A 16,936-nucleotide genomic window follows, 5' to 3' on the forward strand; every position below is an offset into this window, starting at 1 on the left:
TGGAAGCGGCCGGCAAGGCCTGGTGAAGACGCCGGGCCCGCCCGGCCGAGCAGGCGGCCGGCGGCAGGCCCGTCAGCGGCCTGAGCGGGCCTGCTGAGCGGGCTTCAGGCGGCCCGCGACTGGTTCAGCGTGAACGACAGCAGGTCGCCGTCCGTCGGCTCGCCCCAGGTCTTCTGGGCCAGCCAGTCGAAAAAGGCCGTCTCGGCCAGCTTGGAATCGAGGCCGCGCTTGCGCCAGTCGTCGCGCAAATGCGTGCCCATCGTCGGCAGCGCCTCCGACTCGAACGACTCGCGCGCCACTTCGCGCTCGGCGTCACCCTGCTCCTCGTACAGCACCTTCGCTTCCTTGCGGCGGAACGCCGAGAATTCACTCAGCAGGCGTGCCTTCAGGTCGTCCGGCTGCGCCGCTGCCACCTTCGCGGACGGCGTGCCGGCAGGCAGCGCGTCGACCGACTCGACCGGCGGCGCGTAACCCTTCTTCAACGCATCCTTGAACAGCGCCGGCGCGCTGCGCACCGGCGGCAGCGTCGTGCTGCGCAGCCGCTGCTCGGTCATTTGCAGTGCGGCGCGAATCCGGTTCTCTTCGCTGTCCGCATAGAGCGTCTGCGCTTCCTTCAGCGGGATCCCGAGTTTCACCATCCGGTCGACCAGCGTGCTGTCGAACACGTTCGGGTGTTCGTCGAGCGCGAGCATCGGCTGCTTGCGCTCGGTCACGCGGAACTGGATCTCCGCGACCCGGCGCCCTTCACGGTGCTCGATCAGCTCGACGAAGATGTTGGTGACCGCGTTGACTTCCGCGATCGCCGGACGCAGATAGTCGCGCTTGAAGTACTTGTACTCGCGCTTCGCCTCGTCGCCGGCTTCGGTGTCGGGCGTACCCGACAGGATCGGCCGCCACCATTCCCACGGCTCGCGCATCGTCAGGTGGCTCGGGTTCGTCAGATAGCGCACGCAGATCTCGTACAGCGCGAGGCCGGCGCTGCTGCGCAGCTGGCTCTGGAACTGCAGGCTCAGGCGCGCATACTGGACCGGGTCGAGCAGCTTCTTCTTGATCTTCGGTGCGAACGAGAATTCGACCCACACGCGGCGGGTCGCCGGATCCTCGAGAATTTCCGCGTCGGCGATCAGCGTCGAGATCCCCCACTTGCGGCCCGGCTTCTGGCTCGACGTCCCCGTACTCCATTCGACCTGCACCGACACCATGCGGCGCAGGTGTTCCTTCACCAGTGCGGTGTCGTTCGAATCGAAGGCGGAGTTTGCGACGATATCCGACAGCAGCGCGCGATACGTATCGCCCGAGTCGTCGGCCTGCTGCGCGACGGCCAGCAGGACGTTGAACAGCTTGCGGGTCAGGAGCGTGATCTTGCCGCTCTTCGGCTGAATTGCGATCGCCTCGACGGCCTTGCGCAACTCGGCTGAACTGGCACTCACCACATCCACATCGGTTTTCTTGGCGCGCTTCGTCGTGGCCATACGTCGGGTCGGAGGAGAAGTTTTCCGGAAGGATAGCGCCTGCGGTGATGTGCGTCCAGAACGACATGCTCACCATAGCCGGTGAAGCGCGCGTGCAAAATGGCACTCACCCCAACTGCTCCCGAAAACGCTCACCGGTCCGGAATTGCGGCGTTCCGGACTCGTCCAGACGTGCCGCGGGATGCGCCGATTCACAGAATTTCCCCTGTGCATGACACGTGCGAAACTCGCTCCCGTATCGGCTCACCTTTCGATTTGTCGTAATTTTGCGACTGCACGTCCGTGAGTTCGCCACAGGGTCGCGATCGCACCTCACGGGACGTCCCCGACCGCGCCGCACCGGGCTGTATGCATGTACAGGCACGGCTCGCAGAGAGATCGTGATCGCATCCAGCACCCGGAAACGCGCCGTCGGAACCGGCCCGCGCCGCCCGATCGGACCTGCTTTGCCGGCCCGGGCGCGCATTGTACAGCGCCCAAATCGAGCCGGGTCCCGAAAATGCTCACCTTGAGCACAGCTTGTTCTTTCGTCTCGATGCCGTCGAATGTCCGGCACACGTGGGATTGGCTACCGGAGTCTCCCGAAAACGCTCACCTCATTGAAAAAATGCGGCACAGCAACGGGCACGGAAAGAGCTCCCGAAAAACCTCACCGTAACTGTCGCGGTATCAAAAACTCCAATGCCTTCCGATACTTATGCACAGAAGGCATTTGGCTGTGCCCGGCAGACATCCCCCGAAAAACCTCACCTTTCGACGGGAGTCCTTCATACGACGACCGTATGTCAGCTCCCGAAAATTCTCACCTGTGCCAAAAAGGGGCACAGCAAAAACGAGATTTCTTCCAGTCCTGGCGGGCTTTTCGGCGAATCCGACCGCTCACAGGTCCCGAAAAGCCTCACCTTTGACCATTTTTCGAGCAAATACCGTTCCCGAAAATGCTCACCTGTGACCACGATCACAGCCTGTGATCCATGCCCCGAAAAAGCTCACCTCAGCAAGACCAGGGCAGGAAAACCCGGATTTCCCTCCCGAAAAGCCTCACCTTTAGTGCATCACAGGCCCCGGAGAGCACTTTTGCTGTGCAAAATGGCGTTCGTTTCCCGGAAATCCTCACACCAAATTCCCGTGGAGTCCCGTGAAACCTCACCTTTCGCCAAAATTGCCTAAAAGATGGGCAGAATAGGGGCGCGAAGAGGGTCCCGCAAATTCTCACCTATGTCTGCACAGGCAGAAAACTGTGCAGTCAGGCACAGCGCGGGTTCTGTGGCTGTGAGGCCCCGAAAACCCTCACCTTTGGGAAATCTCGTGTTTCACTGTGATCCCGAATCCGCTCACGACCTTTCCTGCAACGGCTCACGCAGCTCCCTGAACCCCATCACGTCAGCTCCCGCAGAAGATCACCTTGGCTCCCGTAAAACTTCACCTTGCCGGCCGGAAAGCCTTGCTACATAAGGCTGTGCCATGGCGTTAACGTTTTTAACTAAGGGTTCAAGGGTGTTTACTTCTAATACTCTCAAGACATCGGCTGACGAGTTTTCCACAGAGACCCCAAACCCTGAACACCCACAGGGAATCGGACCTGCCGTCATGTGAAACAAATGCCGATTTTCGGGGTCTGCTGGAAAACGCTTGCATTACAAAGACTTGGCTGACTTTCTTCGCTTTGTTTCACGGAATTCTGGACCACGTTCGTCCAGATAAGCTCACAGACCTGATTTCTGTGCGAAGCGACGTAAATTCGCAACGTCGACCCGAAACAGGTATCAATAGATACGTATTTCGTTATGATTGCCACATTTCAATGTCTACGAGCTCTGTCATGACCCTGGACGAAATGCGCCAAGTCATTCGGGACGAACTGGAATCGCTGCGTGCAAGCGGTGCGCGGCGCCAGGAATTGTCATTGCATGCGTGCAAGCGCCTGTTCTTCGATCTCGGCATCCGGCCGTCGGCGGCCAACGTCCGCGATCTCACCCAAACCGGCAGCGCAAGCGACATCCCGAAAGACATCGATCATTTCTGGGAGCGCATCCGTTCTGCATCCAAGATCCGGCTCGACGGTGCGGCAATTCCGAAGGCCGTCGAGGAAAAAGCCGGCGCGCTGCTCGGTGCACTCTATGAAGAAGCGTTGAAAGCGGCCCGCGACAGTCTCGATGGCGACCGCGAACAGGTTCGCGCCGGCATTGCCGACGCCGAACAGCGGTTGCGCGATGCAACCGTCCGCCACGAGACGCTCGAAAGCGCGCTCGCGCGCGGCGAAGCCCGGAACGAGCAACTGCAGGCGCGCGTGACCGAACTCGAGGTTCAGCTCGCATCACAGACAACGCACGGTTCGGCAAGCGAAGCGACGTTGCTCACCACAGTCGCCCGACTGGAGAAGGAACTGGCCGCCGCAGCCGGCCGCGTCGACGCCGAACAGGCGCAAAACGCCGTGCTGCGCAACCGCATCGATGCGCTGCAAGCCGAATTGCAGCAGCGCACCGAGCACTACGCTCAGCAAATCAAGGACGCGGTGGCCGAAGCAGAACGCCGCGTCAAGCCGATGCTGGTCGAGCTGGACTCGCTGCGCAGCATGGCGTCGACCTACCAGAGCGGTTTGCGCGACGTCCAGCGGAAGGAATTCGATTTCCTTCAGCAACTGAGCTCGGCCAAGGCCCGCGCCGACCGGCTCGAAGAACAGTTGCGCGGCCAGAGCGACGAACTGGAACGTGCGACGCGCGACGCGAGTTCGTTGCGCGCGAGCCGCGGGATGAATCCGGAAATTGCCGCGCTGATCCGGCGCCTGGCCGATGCCGGGCAACTGGATGCGGACGCGTTTGCCGCGATCGGCACGTCGCTGGATCAAGAGATTCCGGTACCGGCCCAGTGCCCGCGTTGCGACGGCGAACCGGAGTTGTCGCAGAGCGAAGAGGGTTTTGAAGTGGCGTGCCCTGAATGTGAGCACGCTTCGGGCGCATGGCCGTCCCGATTCGAAGCTATCGCGCGTTTTGCGCACACCTGACCAGAAGATCTGGCGGCACCTGCACAGGTGAGACGATCCGGGACGCTTGAGGTGAGGTTTTTCGGGAGCCGTGAAACGGTGAGGCTGTGCCGGGCAAGGCTGCTCACGGATCGTGTCGCGTGAGCAGCCGTTTCCGGATCAGTGAGTTTCGTCGCTGTCGGACGCGTCACCGTCACCGTCACCGTCACCGTTGTTGTCGGTCAGGCCATCGCGCCAGTTTTTCCATGCGCGATGCAGGCGGTTCGACGAGATCGGCCGCATGAAGCCCAGCCATTTGCCGACCCGTTCGGGCGGCACGTCGTTTTCGAACAGTTCAGCCGCATAGGTATTGCGTAGCGTCTGCGGGCTCGCGCGCGCGGTGCGCGACGACGTGAGCCCGGCCGATTCGACGATCGCATCGATGGCGCGCAGCATCGTCGCCTTGTGCATCGGCCGCCCGGCATGCGACGCAGGGAACACGAGTTCGCCCGGGATGTCCTGGCGCTTGCGCTCCGTGAGCCACGCTTCGAGCAGCGCGATCGCGAACGACGCCAGATGGGTTTCGCGCGCGTAAGCCGGGTGCGCCGACTGGATCTGCAGCGACGTTCCGCTCGTATTGACGCAACTAATCGTGAGCGCACGCGCTTCGCCGGTTTTAATGCCGGCGCCGAGAAACGCGGCCACGAGCGCGCGGTCGCGCCGCTCTTTCCAGTACGCGGAACCGGATACGCCGATCGGCGAAAACAGATACGCGAGCAACGTCGCGCGTTCGGCCGGCGTCAGGAAACCGGTCGGCTCGTTGTCGCGCGCCTTGCGCCAGTTCGCTTCGCCATCCTGAGCAATGAAACGGGCCGGGTTGGTGGATGCGTACTCGGTGCGCCGGATGTGGTCGAGCACACGCTCGATCAGCCTCAGATAGCGCAATCGCTGGGTTTTCCGGATCGGCAATTCGCCGACGAAGTTCGCGATTGTTGCCGTATCGACCGTTGCCAGATTTTTCTGATGCGAACGCATCCACGCGAGAAACGCGCCCCATTGCGTGCGATAGACGTCGGCCGACGAGCGGCGATAGTCCTGCATGGCCAGCCACGCATCGAATGCGGCTTCGGGCGATACGATCCAGTCGGATGCACCGCGGTCGAACAGATCCTTTTCTTCCGGGCGTGCCGGAGTGTCGGGAGAGGCGGGAAGGGACATGTTATTTATTCCGTTAGTTGCGTATATGGTAGCCCTTTTCGCAACGTCTCGGGCAGCAAGAGGCTGGACAGGCCGCCATGCGCGGCGGCCCGGGTTGGCGGTCAGTCGCCCCACGCCTTGGACGGACGGTGAGCACGCTCGCGGGGCGCCGTGTCATGCGACGTTGCCGCCGCTTCGTATGCGAGAACCGCGAACGAAAAGACGGCGGGCAGCGCATTCGAGCGCCCGAAGTCGATCGGATCGTCCGTTTCGGGAAACGCCATGTCCGACGGCCGTTCGAACAGTTGACGCATACCGGCTTCGTGCCGGCTGGCAAAGCCGAGATCGGCGAGCGCCTCGGCTTCGATCGCGTGCAGCAGGCGCCACGTCAGCGGGACGCGCTGACGGATATAGCGCCCGGCAATATGGCGAACGATCAGCTCGAGGTCGTGTGCGGCAGCCTTGAAGCTGAGCGCGGCCAAATCTTGTTCTTCTGTCATCGCAGGCTCCTGTCGACCGGGGCGGGCGCCTCCGTGCGCCGGCTCCGGCCCATGCATGGCGGAATGTCCGTATACTGTACAAACATACAGTATTTTCCGCAACAGGCCCTTTGGCCAGCTATACGCGCCGTCAGCGATGTATCACGATCAGCAGTGCCCGCGCTTCGGCCTTGCCGGGATTGCGGATTGCGTGCGGCTCGTCGGCAGGGTAGCGCGCGGTGTCGCCGGCCTTCAGGCGCCGGCTGGCCGCCGCGGCTTCGATTTCCATCGCGCCCTGCAGCACGGTGAGGTGTTCGCGCGTGCCGGGTTCGTGCGCATTCGATACGAGTGCGCCGCCGCCAGGCAGCGTCAGCTCGTACCACTCGAACTTGCCGGCGAGATCGATCGGGCCCCACACACGCAACTGGTACCGGCCGTCGTGCCCGGCGAGCGTCGGAATGTCGTGCGGGCCGTCTACACGGATCGTCTCCGGCGCCTTCGGTTGCGAGAACAGCTCGTCGAGCGTGATGCCGAGCGCGTTGGTCAGCCGCCAGGCGACGGCGATCGTCGGGTTGGCCTTGTCGCGCTCGATCTCGGAGAGCATCGATTTCGATACGCCGGCCGCGCGCGACAGGTCGTCGAGCGTCAGCTTGCGCTCGTTGCGCAGCCGCTGGATCTGCTCGCCGACACGCGGCGGCGTGGCGGCCGGCGGCTGCGATGCGGCGCCGGCAGGCGTGCGCCGCGATCCGGAGGAACTTGCCATTTGGATTCCGTTCGCTTAGAGTTGTTCGGTATTTCGAATTCTAGTTCGGAATATCGGATAAATGCGGTCAACCGAACGACCGACTATAACAGTAGCAGGCCGTTGCGCCGCCGCCACGAGCGGCGCGCCGCGGAATGCGAATCCCTGTCAGGAGCTTTGCGATGCGTGATGCCTTTCTCGCCCAGGTGCGCGGGACGCTCGACCAGATCCGCGCGGACGGTTTTTACAAGACCGAGCGCGAGATCGCGAGTCCCCAGGCGGCGGCCGTGCGGCTTGCCGGCGGTGCCGGCGTGCTCAATTTCTGCGCGAACAACTATCTGGGTCTGGCGAACGATCCGCGCCTGATCGACGCGGCGAAAGCCGGCCTCGACCAGGACGGCTTCGGCATGGCATCGGTGCGCTTCATCTGCGGCACGCAAACCGTGCACAAGCAACTGGAAAGCGCGCTGGCCGCGTTTCTCGGCACCGAGGACAGCATTCTTTACTCGAGCTGCTTCGATGCGAACGGCGGGCTGTTCGAGACGCTGCTCGACGAGAACGACGCGGTGATCAGCGACGAGCTGAACCACGCGAGCATCATCGACGGCATCCGCCTGTGCAAGGCGAAGCGCTTCCGCTACCGGAACAACGACCTGTCCGATCTCGAGGCGAAGCTCAAGGAAGCCGATGCGGCGGGCGCGCGCCACAAGCTGATCGCGACCGACGGCGTGTTCTCGATGGACGGCATCATCGCCGACCTGAAAGGCATCTGCGATCTCGCCGATCGTTACGGCGCGCTCGTGATGGTCGACGATTCGCACGCGGTCGGCTTCATCGGCGCGCACGGCCGCGGCACGCCCGAGCATTGCGGCGTCGAAGGCCGCGTCGACATCATCACGGGCACACTCGGCAAGGCGCTCGGCGGCGCATCGGGCGGCTATGTCGCTGCGCGCCGCGAGGTCGTCGAACTGCTGCGCCAGCGCTCGCGCCCGTATCTGTTCTCGAACACGCTCACGCCGAGCATCGCCGCGGCATCGTTGAAGGTGCTCGAACTGCTCGGCAGCGACGAAGGCGCGAAGCTGCGCGAGCGCGTGCGCGAGAACGGCGCGCGTTTTCGCGAGCAGATGACCGAAGCGGGCTTCACGCTCGTGCCCGGCACGCATCCGATCATTCCGGTGATGCTCGGCGACGCGCAGCTCGCGACCAACATGGCCGACAAGCTGCTCGGCGAAGGCGTCTACGTGATCGGCTTCTCGTTCCCCGTCGTGCCGCGCGGCCGCGCGCGCATTCGCACGCAGATGAGCGCCGCGCATACGCCCGAACAGATCGACCAGTCGGTCGCCGCGTTCGTGCGCGTCGGCAAGTCGCTCGGCATCGTCTGACGGAGGCGCGACCATGAAAGCACTGGCAAAGCTCGAGCGCGGCCCCGGCCTCACGCTCACGCGCGTGAAGCGCCCCGAAGTCGGCCACAACGACGTGCTGATCAAGATCCGCCGCACGGCGATCTGCGGCACCGACATCCATATCTGGAAGTGGGACGACTGGGCGCAGAAGACGATCCCCGTGCCGATGCACGTCGGTCACGAATATGTCGGCGAGATCGTCGAGATGGGGCAGGAAGTGCGCGGCTTCGCGATCGGCGATCGCGTGTCGGGCGAAGGCCACATCACGTGCGGTTTCTGCCGCAACTGTCGCGCGGGGCGCCGGCATCTGTGCCGCAACACGGTCGGCGTCGGCGTGAACCGCGAAGGCGCGTTCGCCGAGTATCTGGCGATTCCGGCGTTCAACGCGTTCAAGATTCCGCCCGAGATCTCCGACGATCTCGCGTCGATCTTCGATCCGTTCGGCAATGCGACGCACACGGCGCTGTCGTTCAACCTCGTCGGCGAAGACGTGCTGATCACCGGCGCGGGCCCGATCGGCATCATGGCCGTTGCGATCGCGAAGCACGTCGGCGCGCGCAACGTCGTCATCACCGACATCAACGACTACCGGCTGGAACTCGCGCGCAAGATGGGCGCGACGCGCGCGGTCAACGTCGCACGCGAGTCGCTGCGCGATGTGATGGCCGACCTGCACATGACCGAAGGCTTCGACGTCGGTCTCGAGATGTCGGGCGTGCCGAGCGCGTTTACGAGCATGCTCGAGGCGATGAACCACGGCGGCAAGGTCGCGCTGCTCGGTATCCCGCCCGCGCAGACGGCGATCGACTGGAACCAGGTGATCTTCAAGGGGCTCGAGATCAAGGGCATCTATGGCCGCGAGATGTTCGAGACCTGGTACAAGATGGTCGCGATGCTGCAGAGCGGCCTCGACCTGTCGCCGATCATCACGCATCGCTTCAAGGCCGACGATTACGAGCAAGGCTTCGCCGCGATGCTGTCCGGCGAAAGCGGCAAGGTGATTCTCGACTGGACGGCCTGAGTGCCGAAGGGGCAGCGCGGCTTGTTTGTCGCCTGCCCCGCTTTCGTTTGCGCGTGCGTCGTCGAGATCGGAACGCGCGAATCCGGGCTTGAGGTGAGATTATTCGGGAGCTGTGTTTGCGCGTCGAATCGCGACGCGATCGCGCATCGGTGACTCGCAATCGCACGTTCACTTCACCCGTCAGCCCCCGCCTCGCTTCACCCCTTCACGCCAATCGGCGCCTGTTCTTCTTCCTCCGCACGCTTCCCTGCTTCGCTTGTCGAGCGATCGCTGCCTACGAACCGTATGCAATGCCGTGCCGTGCCGAACCGGGACGTCAACCGTGAGTCGGTGAACCTCGTTGCGACTCACTCATACGCAACGCAATCTGCCTCGAGCGGTGCGCGGACCGCTACCTGGTTTGTTCACCGTTCAACCATCGCGGCTCGAGCTGGAGATTCAACACGACGAGCCAGCGCTTCGGGCACTGCGGCGCAACGCCGATCAGATCGCCGTGCGTGCCGGAAACCGTGACGAACCCATGCTGCGCCGCATACCGATAGGCGCGCAGCGCATCGGCTTGCAGCCAGAAGCTGACGAGTGCGCAGGTCATGAAGCGGAACAGCAGCAACGTCGCGGTTTCGGGCGCGAAACCGGCCGCGACGAGCAGGCCTTCGAACGCGAACGTCAGCGCATGCGCGGCCGCGATCGTGACGATCGTCAGCTTCATCACGCCGCGCAGCCGCAGCGCCGCACGCACGCGTGCCTGCCGGACAGCGAGCTGCGCACGATCGCCATCGCCATCATGCTTCTGCACGTCATGTTTCATGACGCCGCACCGGCTTGCCGCGCAACGTCGATCTGCGCCGTGTCGCAGGCACGTATGCGGTCGTCCGCGACGCCGACGGATTTGCACAGGATCGCGCTGTCGTAGTTGTGTCCCGGGAAGCGCATCACGTCGACCGGTTGAAATCCTTCGCGACGATAGAAATCGATGAGCCGGACCGCTGCGGACGGCGCGTCGAGCGCGAGGTGCGTCGCGCCGCGCGCGGCCGCCCGCCGTTGCGCGAACGCGAGCAGCGAGCGGCCGATGCCGCGTTGCTGCCAGACGGGGTCGACGGCCAGCTGTCCGAGCGTCGCGACGTGCCGGCTGCGATACGGATCGCAGCGCGAATCGGGATCGTGCGAATGCATCGTCATCGTCGCGACCAGATGCGCGTTGCCGAGCGCGACGAAACATTCGCCGGTGAGCACGCGTTCGCGTGTCGCCGATGCCGGCTGATCGACGCACGGGCAGTTGAAGCCCAGCGCGCCGAGCGGCGCGAACGCGCGATGCAGCAGCGCGGTCAGCGCGTCGTACGAATCGCTGCGCGGATCGAAGCGCCGCACCACGACGCGGCCGTCGAGCCGCTTTGCATAAGCCGCATAGGCGCGCGCGGGGCGCGCGGATTCCGGTCGCTGCATGATGTCCTTTCGCCCAGACAGGGTGACCGAAGTGTAGTGAGCGTCACGCATCTACTTCAAGAAAAAATGTCGTAAACGCGGCGGGTCGCGTCGCAGGCCGCTGTGCAGCCAGGCCACGATTCAGCCCTTTCGCCGATATGGCCATTTCACACAGGAGTTGACGGCGGAGAACGATCGTTCTACCGTAAACGCATGAACACACGACACGACACTTCCGGCGAACCGGGCGTTCGCGACCGGCTGCTCGATGCGGCCGAAGCGCTGATCTATTCGGGCGGCATCCACGCAACGGGTGTCGACGCGATCGTGAAGCGGTCCGGTGCGGCACGAAAGAGCTTTTATTCGCAGTTCGAATCGAAAGAGGCGCTGGTGGTCGCCGCGCTCGAACGCCGCGACGAGCGCTGGATGCGCTGGTTCGTCGATGCAACCCGTGCGCGCGGCAACGCGCCGCGCGCGCAGTTGCTCGGCATGTTCGACGTGCTGCGCGACTGGTTCGGGCAGCCCGACTTTCATGGCTGCGCGTTCCTGAACGCATCGGGCGAGATTCCCGATGCCGACGATCCCGTGCGCGTCGTCGCGCGTATGCACAAGGCGCGCCTGCTGGCATTCGTGCGCGAGCGGTTCGACGCGTATGCCGACGCAACGGGCATCGAGCGCCGCGGGCTCGCGCGCCTTGCGCGTCAGTGGCTCGTGCTGATCGACGGCGCGATCGGCGTGGCGCTCGTCAGCGGCGATACCAATGCCGCGCGCGATGCGCGCGCGACGGCCGAACTGCTGCTCGACACCGTTCCGCGGTAGTCGATGCAGCGAATCCGAACCGGCCGCGGGTGTCCGCGGCCAGAACCCTGAACAGGAGCAAATCCATGTCCGCTTCCCCCGAAGTCCGTCCGCCCGTCCCGCCCTTTACGCTCGAATCGGCACGCCAGAAGGTGCGCGCCGCCGAGGATGGATGGAACACGCGCGATCCGCAGCGCGTGGCGCTCGCCTACACGCCGCAAAGCCAATGGCGCAATCGCGCGGAATTCGTGACCGGCCGCGACGAGATCGTCGGGCTGCTGCAGCGGAAATGGGCGCGCGAGCTCGACTACCGGTTGATCAAGGAGCTGTGGGCGTTCGGCGGCAATCGCATCGCGGTGCGCTTTGCGTACGAATGGCATGACGACGCCGGCAACTGGTTCCGCTCGTACGGCAACGAAAACTGGGAGTTCGACGAAAACGGCCTGATGGCGCATCGCCACGCGAGCATCAACGATCTGCCGATTCGCGAGGCGGACCGTCTCTATCACTGGCCGCTCGGCCGCCGTCCGGACGATCATCCGGGGCTGTCCGATCTCGGGCTGTGACGTTCTCGCCGCGCCGGTTCAGCGGATCGGTTAACGCATCGGCTGTGCTCAATGGTGAGGAAATTCGGGAGCCGGTGCGCTGAAGGTGAGATTTTTCGGGACCAGGTGAAATGTCGCGTCGGACCGTGTGCTTCGCGCAGATCGAAGCGGCATCGCTCCGGATGAAGCGGACATGTCGCTCACGTCGATATCGCGTGATGCACCTATCGATGCGCAGCGGTGTGCTTCACCACGCAATGCATCTCACCGATCGAACCGGATCGACGGTCTGTTGGCGATCGGTGTGCGTGAACATGATGTGCAACTCACCGATCGGATCGATTTCAACGAAAGACACTGCAAGCAGTGCGCGTTGCAGTGTGTCGTTGCTCACCGCTCGACGTCAGCGTGCACGCATCGGAACCCGCACGGGTGCGCAACCGTATCGCGTGTTACTCACCGCCGGATGATTCGTGAAGCCGCTGCCCGGCGCGATCGCTCGCGCCGGGCCTGACCGTCAGCCTGCGATCCGCGCGGCGATCGCCTCGCCCACTTCCTGCGTGCCCGCGCTGCCGCCGAGATCGCGCGTATGCGGCCCGGCGCGCAGCACGTCCTCGATCGCGGCGACGATCGCATCGTGTGCTTCGCGTTCGCGGCCCGCACCGTTGCCGAGGAAGTCGAGCATCATCGCCGCCGACCAGATCATCGCGACCGGATTCGCGATGTACTGCCCCGCGATGTCGGGCGCGGAACCGTGCACGGGTTCGAACAGCGACGGAAACGTGCGGTCCGGGTTGAGGTTCGCAGACGGCGCGATGCCGATCGTACCCGTACAGGCCGGCCCGAGATCCGACAGGATGTCGCCGAACAGGTTCGACGCGACGACGACGTCGAAGTGGTCCGGCTGCAGCACGAAGCGCGCGCACAGGATGTCGATGTGCTGCTTGTCGACGGCGATTTCGGGATAGCGTTCGGCCATCTCGGCCGCGCGCGCGTCCCACCACGGCATGCTGATCGCGATGCCGTTGCTTTTCGTCGCGACGGTGAGACGCTTCGCGCGCCGCTGCGCGAGCTCGAACGCGAATTTCAGCACGCGCTCGGTGCCGTGACGCGTGAAGATCGACTGCTGCATCACGACTTCGCGGTCGGTGCCTTCGAACATCGTGCCGCCGACCGACGAATATTCGCCCTCGGTGTTCTCGCGCACGATCATGAAATCGATGTCGCCCGGGCGGCGGCCGGCGAGCGGCGACGGCACGCCGTCGAACAGGCGCGCGGGCCGCAGGTTGATGTACTGGTCGAACTCGCGGCGGAATTTCAGCAGCGAGCCCCACAGCGAAATGTGATCTGGCACCGTTGCGGGCCAGCCGACCGCGCCGAACAGGATCGCGTCCATGCCCGACAGTTGCGCCTTCCAGTCGTCCGGCATCATCTGGCCGTGCTGCGCGTAGTAGTCGCAGCTCGCCCAGTCGATCTGCACGAAATCGAAGCGGATGCCGAAGCGCGCGGTCACGGCGTCGAGCGCGCGCAGGCCCTCGGGCATCACTTCACGGCCGATGCCGTCGCCGGGGATCACGGCAATTCTGTAAGTCCTGTCGGTCATGTAAAGCTCCTTGGCTGGTCGGCCTGCTGCCGGGGATGCAGTGGCACGTCACGCCATTTTATTTATTTCCATTCGGATTAAAATCGCACGAAAGGTTAATCGACTTTCCACGAATCGTGAATAAATCACCGAACCTCGACGACCTGCGCGTGTTCAGCCTGGTCGTCCGCCTGACGAGCTTCAGCGCGGCCGCCGAGCAGCTCGCGGTGTCGCCCGCCTACGTCAGCAAGCGCATCGCGCTGCTCGAGGCGCAACTCGGCACGCGCCTGCTGCATCGGTCGACGCGCCGCGTGACGGTCACGGAAGCCGGCGAACGCGTGTTCGCGCGCGCCGAGAAGATTCTCGACGACGTCGATCATCTCGTCGAGGACGTGTCGACGACGCGCACGGTGCCGCGCGGCACGCTGCGCATTTCGAGCAGCTTCGGCTTCGGCCGGCACGTCGTCGCGCCGGCGCTGCTCGATTTCTCCGCACGCTATCCGCAACTGAATGTGCGGCTCGATCTGTTCGACCGGCTCGTCGACGTCGCGGGCGAAGGCTACGACCTCGACGTGCGTATCGGCGACGAAATCTCCGATCACCTGATCGCGCGCCGCCTCGCCGCGAACTACCGCGTGCTGTGTGCGTCGCCCGACTATCTCGCACGACGCGGCACGCCGCGTTCGCTCGCGGATCTCGCGTCGCACGACTGTCTCGCGATCAAGGAGCGCGATCACCCGCTCGGCGTCTGGCGGCTGAACGTGCGCGGCGAAATGGCCACGGTGAAGGTCGGCGGCGCACTGTCGACGAACCACGGCGAGGTGGCCGTGCAATGGGCGCTGGCCGGGCGCGGGATCGTGTTGCGCTCGATCTGGGAAGCCGGGCCGCTGATCGAACGCGGCGCGTTGTGCCGCGTGCTGCCGGACGCGATCCAGCCCGCGAACATCTGGGCGGTTTATCCGGAACGCGTCGCGGCATCGGCGAAAGTGCGCGTGTGCGTGGATTTTCTGGCGGAGGCGCTGGCCGGCCTGAATGCCGCCGCGGGTGACGATATGGCGTGAGGCCGGCCAAAGGTGAGCTTTTACGGGGGCGTGTGCGGGCATCGGCAGACGCCCTTTCGCAGCTCGCGAACGGCGTCGCGAGCATGCAGCGTGCAGCGCGTACAGAAGCATTGCCGGCTGCGCCGCGCTGTCGATCCGCTCGCCGGGCCGGCTTTCGACGGTGCCGGCGGGCGGGTCATGCCGCACTCGACGCACCGAGCATCAGGTCGAGATTCTGCACGGCTGCGCCGGATGCTCCTTTACCGAGATTGTCGAACACGGCGGACAGCAGCACCTGACCGTGATCGGCATTGACGAACACGCCGAGCCGAAGGTCGTTGGTGCCGTTCAGCGCTTGCGGATCGAGATGCGTGATCGCGCGCGTGTCCGCGAGCGGCGTGACATCGACATGACGCGCGTCCGCGTAGTGATGTGCGAGACACGCGTGCAGCCGCTCGCCGGTCACGCCGGCCGGGAGCAGGCGCAACTCGATCGGCACGGTCAGCACGATGCCTTGCCGATAGGCGCCGTAAGCCGGCACGAACAACGGACGGTGCGCGAGCCCGGCATGCAGCTGGATCTCGGGCACGTGCTTGTGCGCGAGTGCGAGGCCATAGACCTGCAGCGGTTTCGCGCGCGAAGCCCCGTCCGATTCGAATTCGTCGATGGCGGTCCGCCCGCCGCCGGAGTAACCGGAGACGGCATGGATGCTCACCGGATAGTCGCGCGGCAGCAGGCCACCCTGTTGCAGCGGCCGAAGCAAGCCGATCGCGCCTGTCGGGTAGCAGCCCGGATTGGTGACGCGCCGCGCATGCGCAATTTTCTGCGCGTGCCCATCGACCATCTCGGGAAAGCCGTAGACCCATTCCGGCTGCGTGCGATGGGCCGAACTCGCGTCGATCACGCGTACCTCAGGATTCCGGATGAAGCCGACCGCTTCGCGCGCGGCTGCGTCGGGCAGGCACAGAATTGCGATATCGCACGCGTTGATTGCCTCGGCGCGCCGTACGGGATCCTTGCGTTCGGCCGCCGGCAGCGTGAGCAGCTGCAAATCGTTGCGCTCGCGCAGGCGCTCGTGGATCTGCAGTCCGGTCGTGCCTTGATCGCCGTCGATATAGACAGTGGGGAGGCTCATGATGGTCGCGTTCCTTGCGTTCGGTCGTCGGGAGAAACCGTATCGTCCACCGAACGCCTAGAATAGGAAAAGTTGAATTTACTGATTGTTGGATTCAGTTTTCCTGAACGAGAGGTGGGAAATGCGGGAGATCAGTCTGGACCGCCTGCGCACGCTGGTCGCGATCGCCGACCAGGGATCCTTCGCGGCCGCGGCACAACTGCTTCATCTCGCGCCGCCGACCGTCAGTCTTCACATAGCCGAACTGGAAAGCCGCATCGGCGTGCCGCTGCTGTCCCGCACGCGCGGAAACGTGCGGCCGTCGACCATCGGTGAAGTGCTGGTGGAGCGGGCGCGCCGTCTGCTGGCCGAGGTCGAGTCGACACTCGACGACGTGCAGCGTCAGGTGCAGGGGCTGACCGGACGGGTGCGCCTGGGTGCGTCGACCGGGGCGATCGCGCACCTGCTGCCGCAGGCAGTGGCCCGGCTGCGCGAGCAACATCCGGACATCGATGTCCAGATTGCGGTGCTCACGTCGCAGGACACCCTGGCGCGGATTGCGCAGGGCGCGCTCGACGTCGGGCTGGTGGCGCTGCCGCAGACGTCGGTCGCGGGGCTGTCGATCCGCGCGTGGCGGCGTGATCCGGTGATGGCTTTCCTGCCCGCGGACTGGCGGCTTCCGGCTCGCGTGACGCCGGCCTATCTGGCCGCGCGTCCGCTGATTCTCAACGATGCGACCACGCGTCTGTCGCGGCTCACGACGGAATGGTTCGCGCTCGGCGGCCACCGGCCCGAGCCGCGCATCGAACTCAACTACAACGATGCGATCAAGAGCCTGGTCGCCGCCGGTTACGGCGCGACGCTGCTGCCGCACGAGGCGGGTGCCCCTTTGCCCGACGCACGTATCGTCATGCGGCCGTTGCGCCCGACGTTGTGGCGCGAACTGGGCATCGCCCATCGGGCCGGCCCGGTCGAGCGGCCGACGCAGCACGTGCTCGATGCGTTATGGGCGCTCGGCGCGCGATAGGGAGGCAGCGCCGTTCAGGACGCGCGCCGCAGGTGCGAACCGGTCGGACGCAACATGCGCCACGCCGATTGCTTCGGCATGTCGCCCAGTGCGTCTACGTGCGGGCAGCCCGCGCCGGCGCCCGCTCGCGGC

15 protein-coding genes are annotated in these 16,936 nt (G+C 64.8%); 7 read left to right on the forward strand and 8 right to left on the reverse strand.

What is annotated here, in order from left to right; all coding sequences use genetic code 11:
- Nucleotides 1–104: 104 nt before the first annotated feature.
- Nucleotides 105–1,472 (reverse strand): replication initiation protein, encoded by a 1,368-nt coding sequence (locus ACM6JT_RS19940; protein WP_243565841.1) that lies wholly within the window; start codon nt 1,470–1,472, stop codon nt 105–107.
- Nucleotides 1,473–3,294: 1,822 nt separating this feature from the next.
- On the opposite strand from ACM6JT_RS19940, the gene ACM6JT_RS19945 reads away from it, so the two are divergent.
- Entirely contained in the window at nt 3,295–4,476 is a 1,182-nt protein-coding gene (locus ACM6JT_RS19945; protein ID WP_414857113.1) for a DNA-binding protein, read from the forward strand.
- A gap of 138 nt (nt 4,477–4,614) precedes the next feature.
- Here the strand turns inward: ACM6JT_RS19945 and ACM6JT_RS19950 are convergent, their stop codons facing one another.
- The 3 genes from ACM6JT_RS19950 to ACM6JT_RS19960 form a co-directional block, all read right to left on the reverse strand.
- Nucleotides 4,615–5,652: a tyrosine-type recombinase/integrase gene (locus ACM6JT_RS19950; RefSeq protein WP_414857114.1), complete on the reverse strand. Its 1,038-nt coding sequence runs from the start codon at nt 5,650–5,652 to the stop codon at nt 4,615–4,617.
- Between the two features lie 101 nt (nt 5,653–5,753).
- Nucleotides 5,754–6,131: a DUF2471 family protein gene (locus ACM6JT_RS19955; RefSeq protein WP_034181502.1), complete on the reverse strand. Its 378-nt coding sequence runs from the start codon at nt 6,129–6,131 to the stop codon at nt 5,754–5,756.
- A gap of 130 nt (nt 6,132–6,261) precedes the next feature.
- Nucleotides 6,262–6,873, reverse strand: coding sequence for a helix-turn-helix domain-containing protein (locus ACM6JT_RS19960; protein WP_105391300.1), 612 nt, complete (start codon nt 6,871–6,873; stop codon nt 6,262–6,264).
- 161 nt (nt 6,874–7,034) lie between these two features.
- Here ACM6JT_RS19960 and ACM6JT_RS19965 point away from each other — a divergent pair, with 161 nt between their 5' ends.
- Together ACM6JT_RS19965 and tdh are read left to right on the forward strand one after the other, a co-directional pair.
- Nucleotides 7,035–8,234, forward strand: a complete 1,200-nt coding sequence (locus ACM6JT_RS19965; RefSeq protein ID WP_414857115.1) for a glycine C-acetyltransferase — start codon at nt 7,035–7,037, stop codon at nt 8,232–8,234.
- A 13-nt stretch (nt 8,235–8,247) separates the two neighbouring features.
- Nucleotides 8,248–9,276 (forward strand): L-threonine 3-dehydrogenase, encoded by a 1,029-nt coding sequence (tdh, locus tag ACM6JT_RS19970; RefSeq protein WP_096475501.1) that lies wholly within the window; start codon nt 8,248–8,250, stop codon nt 9,274–9,276.
- A 391-nt stretch (nt 9,277–9,667) separates the two neighbouring features.
- On the opposite strand, the gene ACM6JT_RS19975 is transcribed toward tdh, so the two are convergent.
- On the reverse strand, nt 9,668–10,084 hold the full coding sequence (locus tag ACM6JT_RS19975; protein WP_414857116.1) for a hypothetical protein: 417 nt from the start codon (nt 10,082–10,084) through the stop codon (nt 9,668–9,670).
- Nucleotides 10,081–10,719 (reverse strand): GNAT family N-acetyltransferase, encoded by a 639-nt coding sequence (locus tag ACM6JT_RS19980; RefSeq protein WP_414857117.1) that lies wholly within the window; start codon nt 10,717–10,719, stop codon nt 10,081–10,083. Before ACM6JT_RS19980 ends, ACM6JT_RS19975 begins: the two co-directional genes overlap by 4 nt.
- Before the next feature lie 192 nt (nt 10,720–10,911).
- Between ACM6JT_RS19980 and ACM6JT_RS19985 the strand changes: the two genes are divergently transcribed.
- Nucleotides 10,912–11,517, forward strand: a complete 606-nt coding sequence (locus ACM6JT_RS19985) for a TetR/AcrR family transcriptional regulator (protein ID WP_414857118.1) — start codon at nt 10,912–10,914, stop codon at nt 11,515–11,517.
- Nucleotides 11,518–11,582: 65 nt separating this feature from the next.
- Nucleotides 11,583–12,062 carry a DUF1348 family protein gene (locus ACM6JT_RS19990; protein ID WP_217590342.1) on the forward strand — a complete coding sequence of 160 codons (480 nt, stop codon included), beginning with the start codon at nt 11,583–11,585 and terminating at the stop codon, nt 12,060–12,062.
- 496 nt (nt 12,063–12,558) lie between these two features.
- Here the strand turns inward: ACM6JT_RS19990 and ACM6JT_RS19995 are convergent, their stop codons facing one another.
- Nucleotides 12,559–13,644, reverse strand: coding sequence for a tartrate dehydrogenase (locus ACM6JT_RS19995; RefSeq protein ID WP_414857119.1), 1,086 nt, complete (start codon nt 13,642–13,644; stop codon nt 12,559–12,561).
- 116 nt (nt 13,645–13,760) lie between these two features.
- Here ACM6JT_RS19995 and ACM6JT_RS20000 point away from each other — a divergent pair, with 116 nt between their 5' ends.
- The gene (locus ACM6JT_RS20000; protein WP_034181493.1) at nt 13,761–14,684 is read left to right on the forward strand and encodes a LysR substrate-binding domain-containing protein; all 924 of its coding nucleotides are present in this window, start codon (nt 13,761–13,763) and stop codon (nt 14,682–14,684) included.
- 175 nt (nt 14,685–14,859) lie between these two features.
- Here ACM6JT_RS20000 and argC read toward each other — a convergent pair whose 3' ends face one another.
- Complete coding sequence (argC, locus tag ACM6JT_RS20005; RefSeq protein ID WP_243565845.1) at nt 14,860–15,798, reverse strand: N-acetyl-gamma-glutamyl-phosphate reductase; 939 nt, start codon at nt 15,796–15,798, stop codon at nt 14,860–14,862.
- 121 nt (nt 15,799–15,919) lie between these two features.
- Between argC and ACM6JT_RS20010 the strand changes: the two genes are divergently transcribed.
- Nucleotides 15,920–16,804 carry a LysR family transcriptional regulator gene (locus ACM6JT_RS20010; RefSeq protein WP_034181491.1) on the forward strand — a complete coding sequence of 295 codons (885 nt, stop codon included), beginning with the start codon at nt 15,920–15,922 and terminating at the stop codon, nt 16,802–16,804.
- The last annotated feature ends 132 nt before the right edge of the window (nt 16,805–16,936 follow it).

Source organism: Burkholderia sp. IT-111MI5 (genome assembly GCF_949752865.1).
Lineage (GTDB): Bacteria > Pseudomonadota > Gammaproteobacteria > Burkholderiales > Burkholderiaceae > Burkholderia > Burkholderia pyrrocinia_C.

Bases quoted from the DNA above. Each gene is read 5' to 3' on its own strand.
- ACM6JT_RS19960 (WP_105391300.1), bottom strand. From the start codon at position 6,873: ATGGCAAGTTCCTCCGGATCGCGGCGCACGCCTGCCGGCGCCGCATCG.
- argC (WP_243565845.1), bottom strand. From the start codon at position 15,798: ATGAGCCTCCCCACTGTCTATATCGACGGCGATCAAGGCACGACCGGA.
- ACM6JT_RS19980 (WP_414857117.1), bottom strand. From the start codon at position 10,719: ATGCAGCGACCGGAATCCGCGCGCCCCGCGCGCGCCTATGCGGCTTAT.
- ACM6JT_RS19965 (WP_414857115.1), top strand. From the start codon at position 7,035: ATGCGTGATGCCTTTCTCGCCCAGGTGCGCGGGACGCTCGACCAGATC.
- ACM6JT_RS19950 (WP_414857114.1), bottom strand. From the start codon at position 5,652: ATGTCCCTTCCCGCCTCTCCCGACACTCCGGCACGCCCGGAAGAAAAG.
- ACM6JT_RS19985 (WP_414857118.1), top strand. From the start codon at position 10,912: ATGAACACACGACACGACACTTCCGGCGAACCGGGCGTTCGCGACCGG.
- ACM6JT_RS19995 (WP_414857119.1), bottom strand. From the start codon at position 13,644: ATGACCGACAGGACTTACAGAATTGCCGTGATCCCCGGCGACGGCATC.
- ACM6JT_RS20010 (WP_034181491.1), top strand. From the start codon at position 15,920: ATGCGGGAGATCAGTCTGGACCGCCTGCGCACGCTGGTCGCGATCGCC.
- ACM6JT_RS19975 (WP_414857116.1), bottom strand. From the start codon at position 10,084: ATGAAACATGACGTGCAGAAGCATGATGGCGATGGCGATCGTGCGCAG.
- tdh (WP_096475501.1), top strand. From the start codon at position 8,248: ATGAAAGCACTGGCAAAGCTCGAGCGCGGCCCCGGCCTCACGCTCACG.
- ACM6JT_RS19990 (WP_217590342.1), top strand. From the start codon at position 11,583: ATGTCCGCTTCCCCCGAAGTCCGTCCGCCCGTCCCGCCCTTTACGCTC.
- ACM6JT_RS19940 (WP_243565841.1), bottom strand. From the start codon at position 1,472: ATGGCCACGACGAAGCGCGCCAAGAAAACCGATGTGGATGTGGTGAGT.
- ACM6JT_RS19955 (WP_034181502.1), bottom strand. From the start codon at position 6,131: ATGACAGAAGAACAAGATTTGGCCGCGCTCAGCTTCAAGGCTGCCGCA.
- ACM6JT_RS19945 (WP_414857113.1), top strand. From the start codon at position 3,295: ATGACCCTGGACGAAATGCGCCAAGTCATTCGGGACGAACTGGAATCG.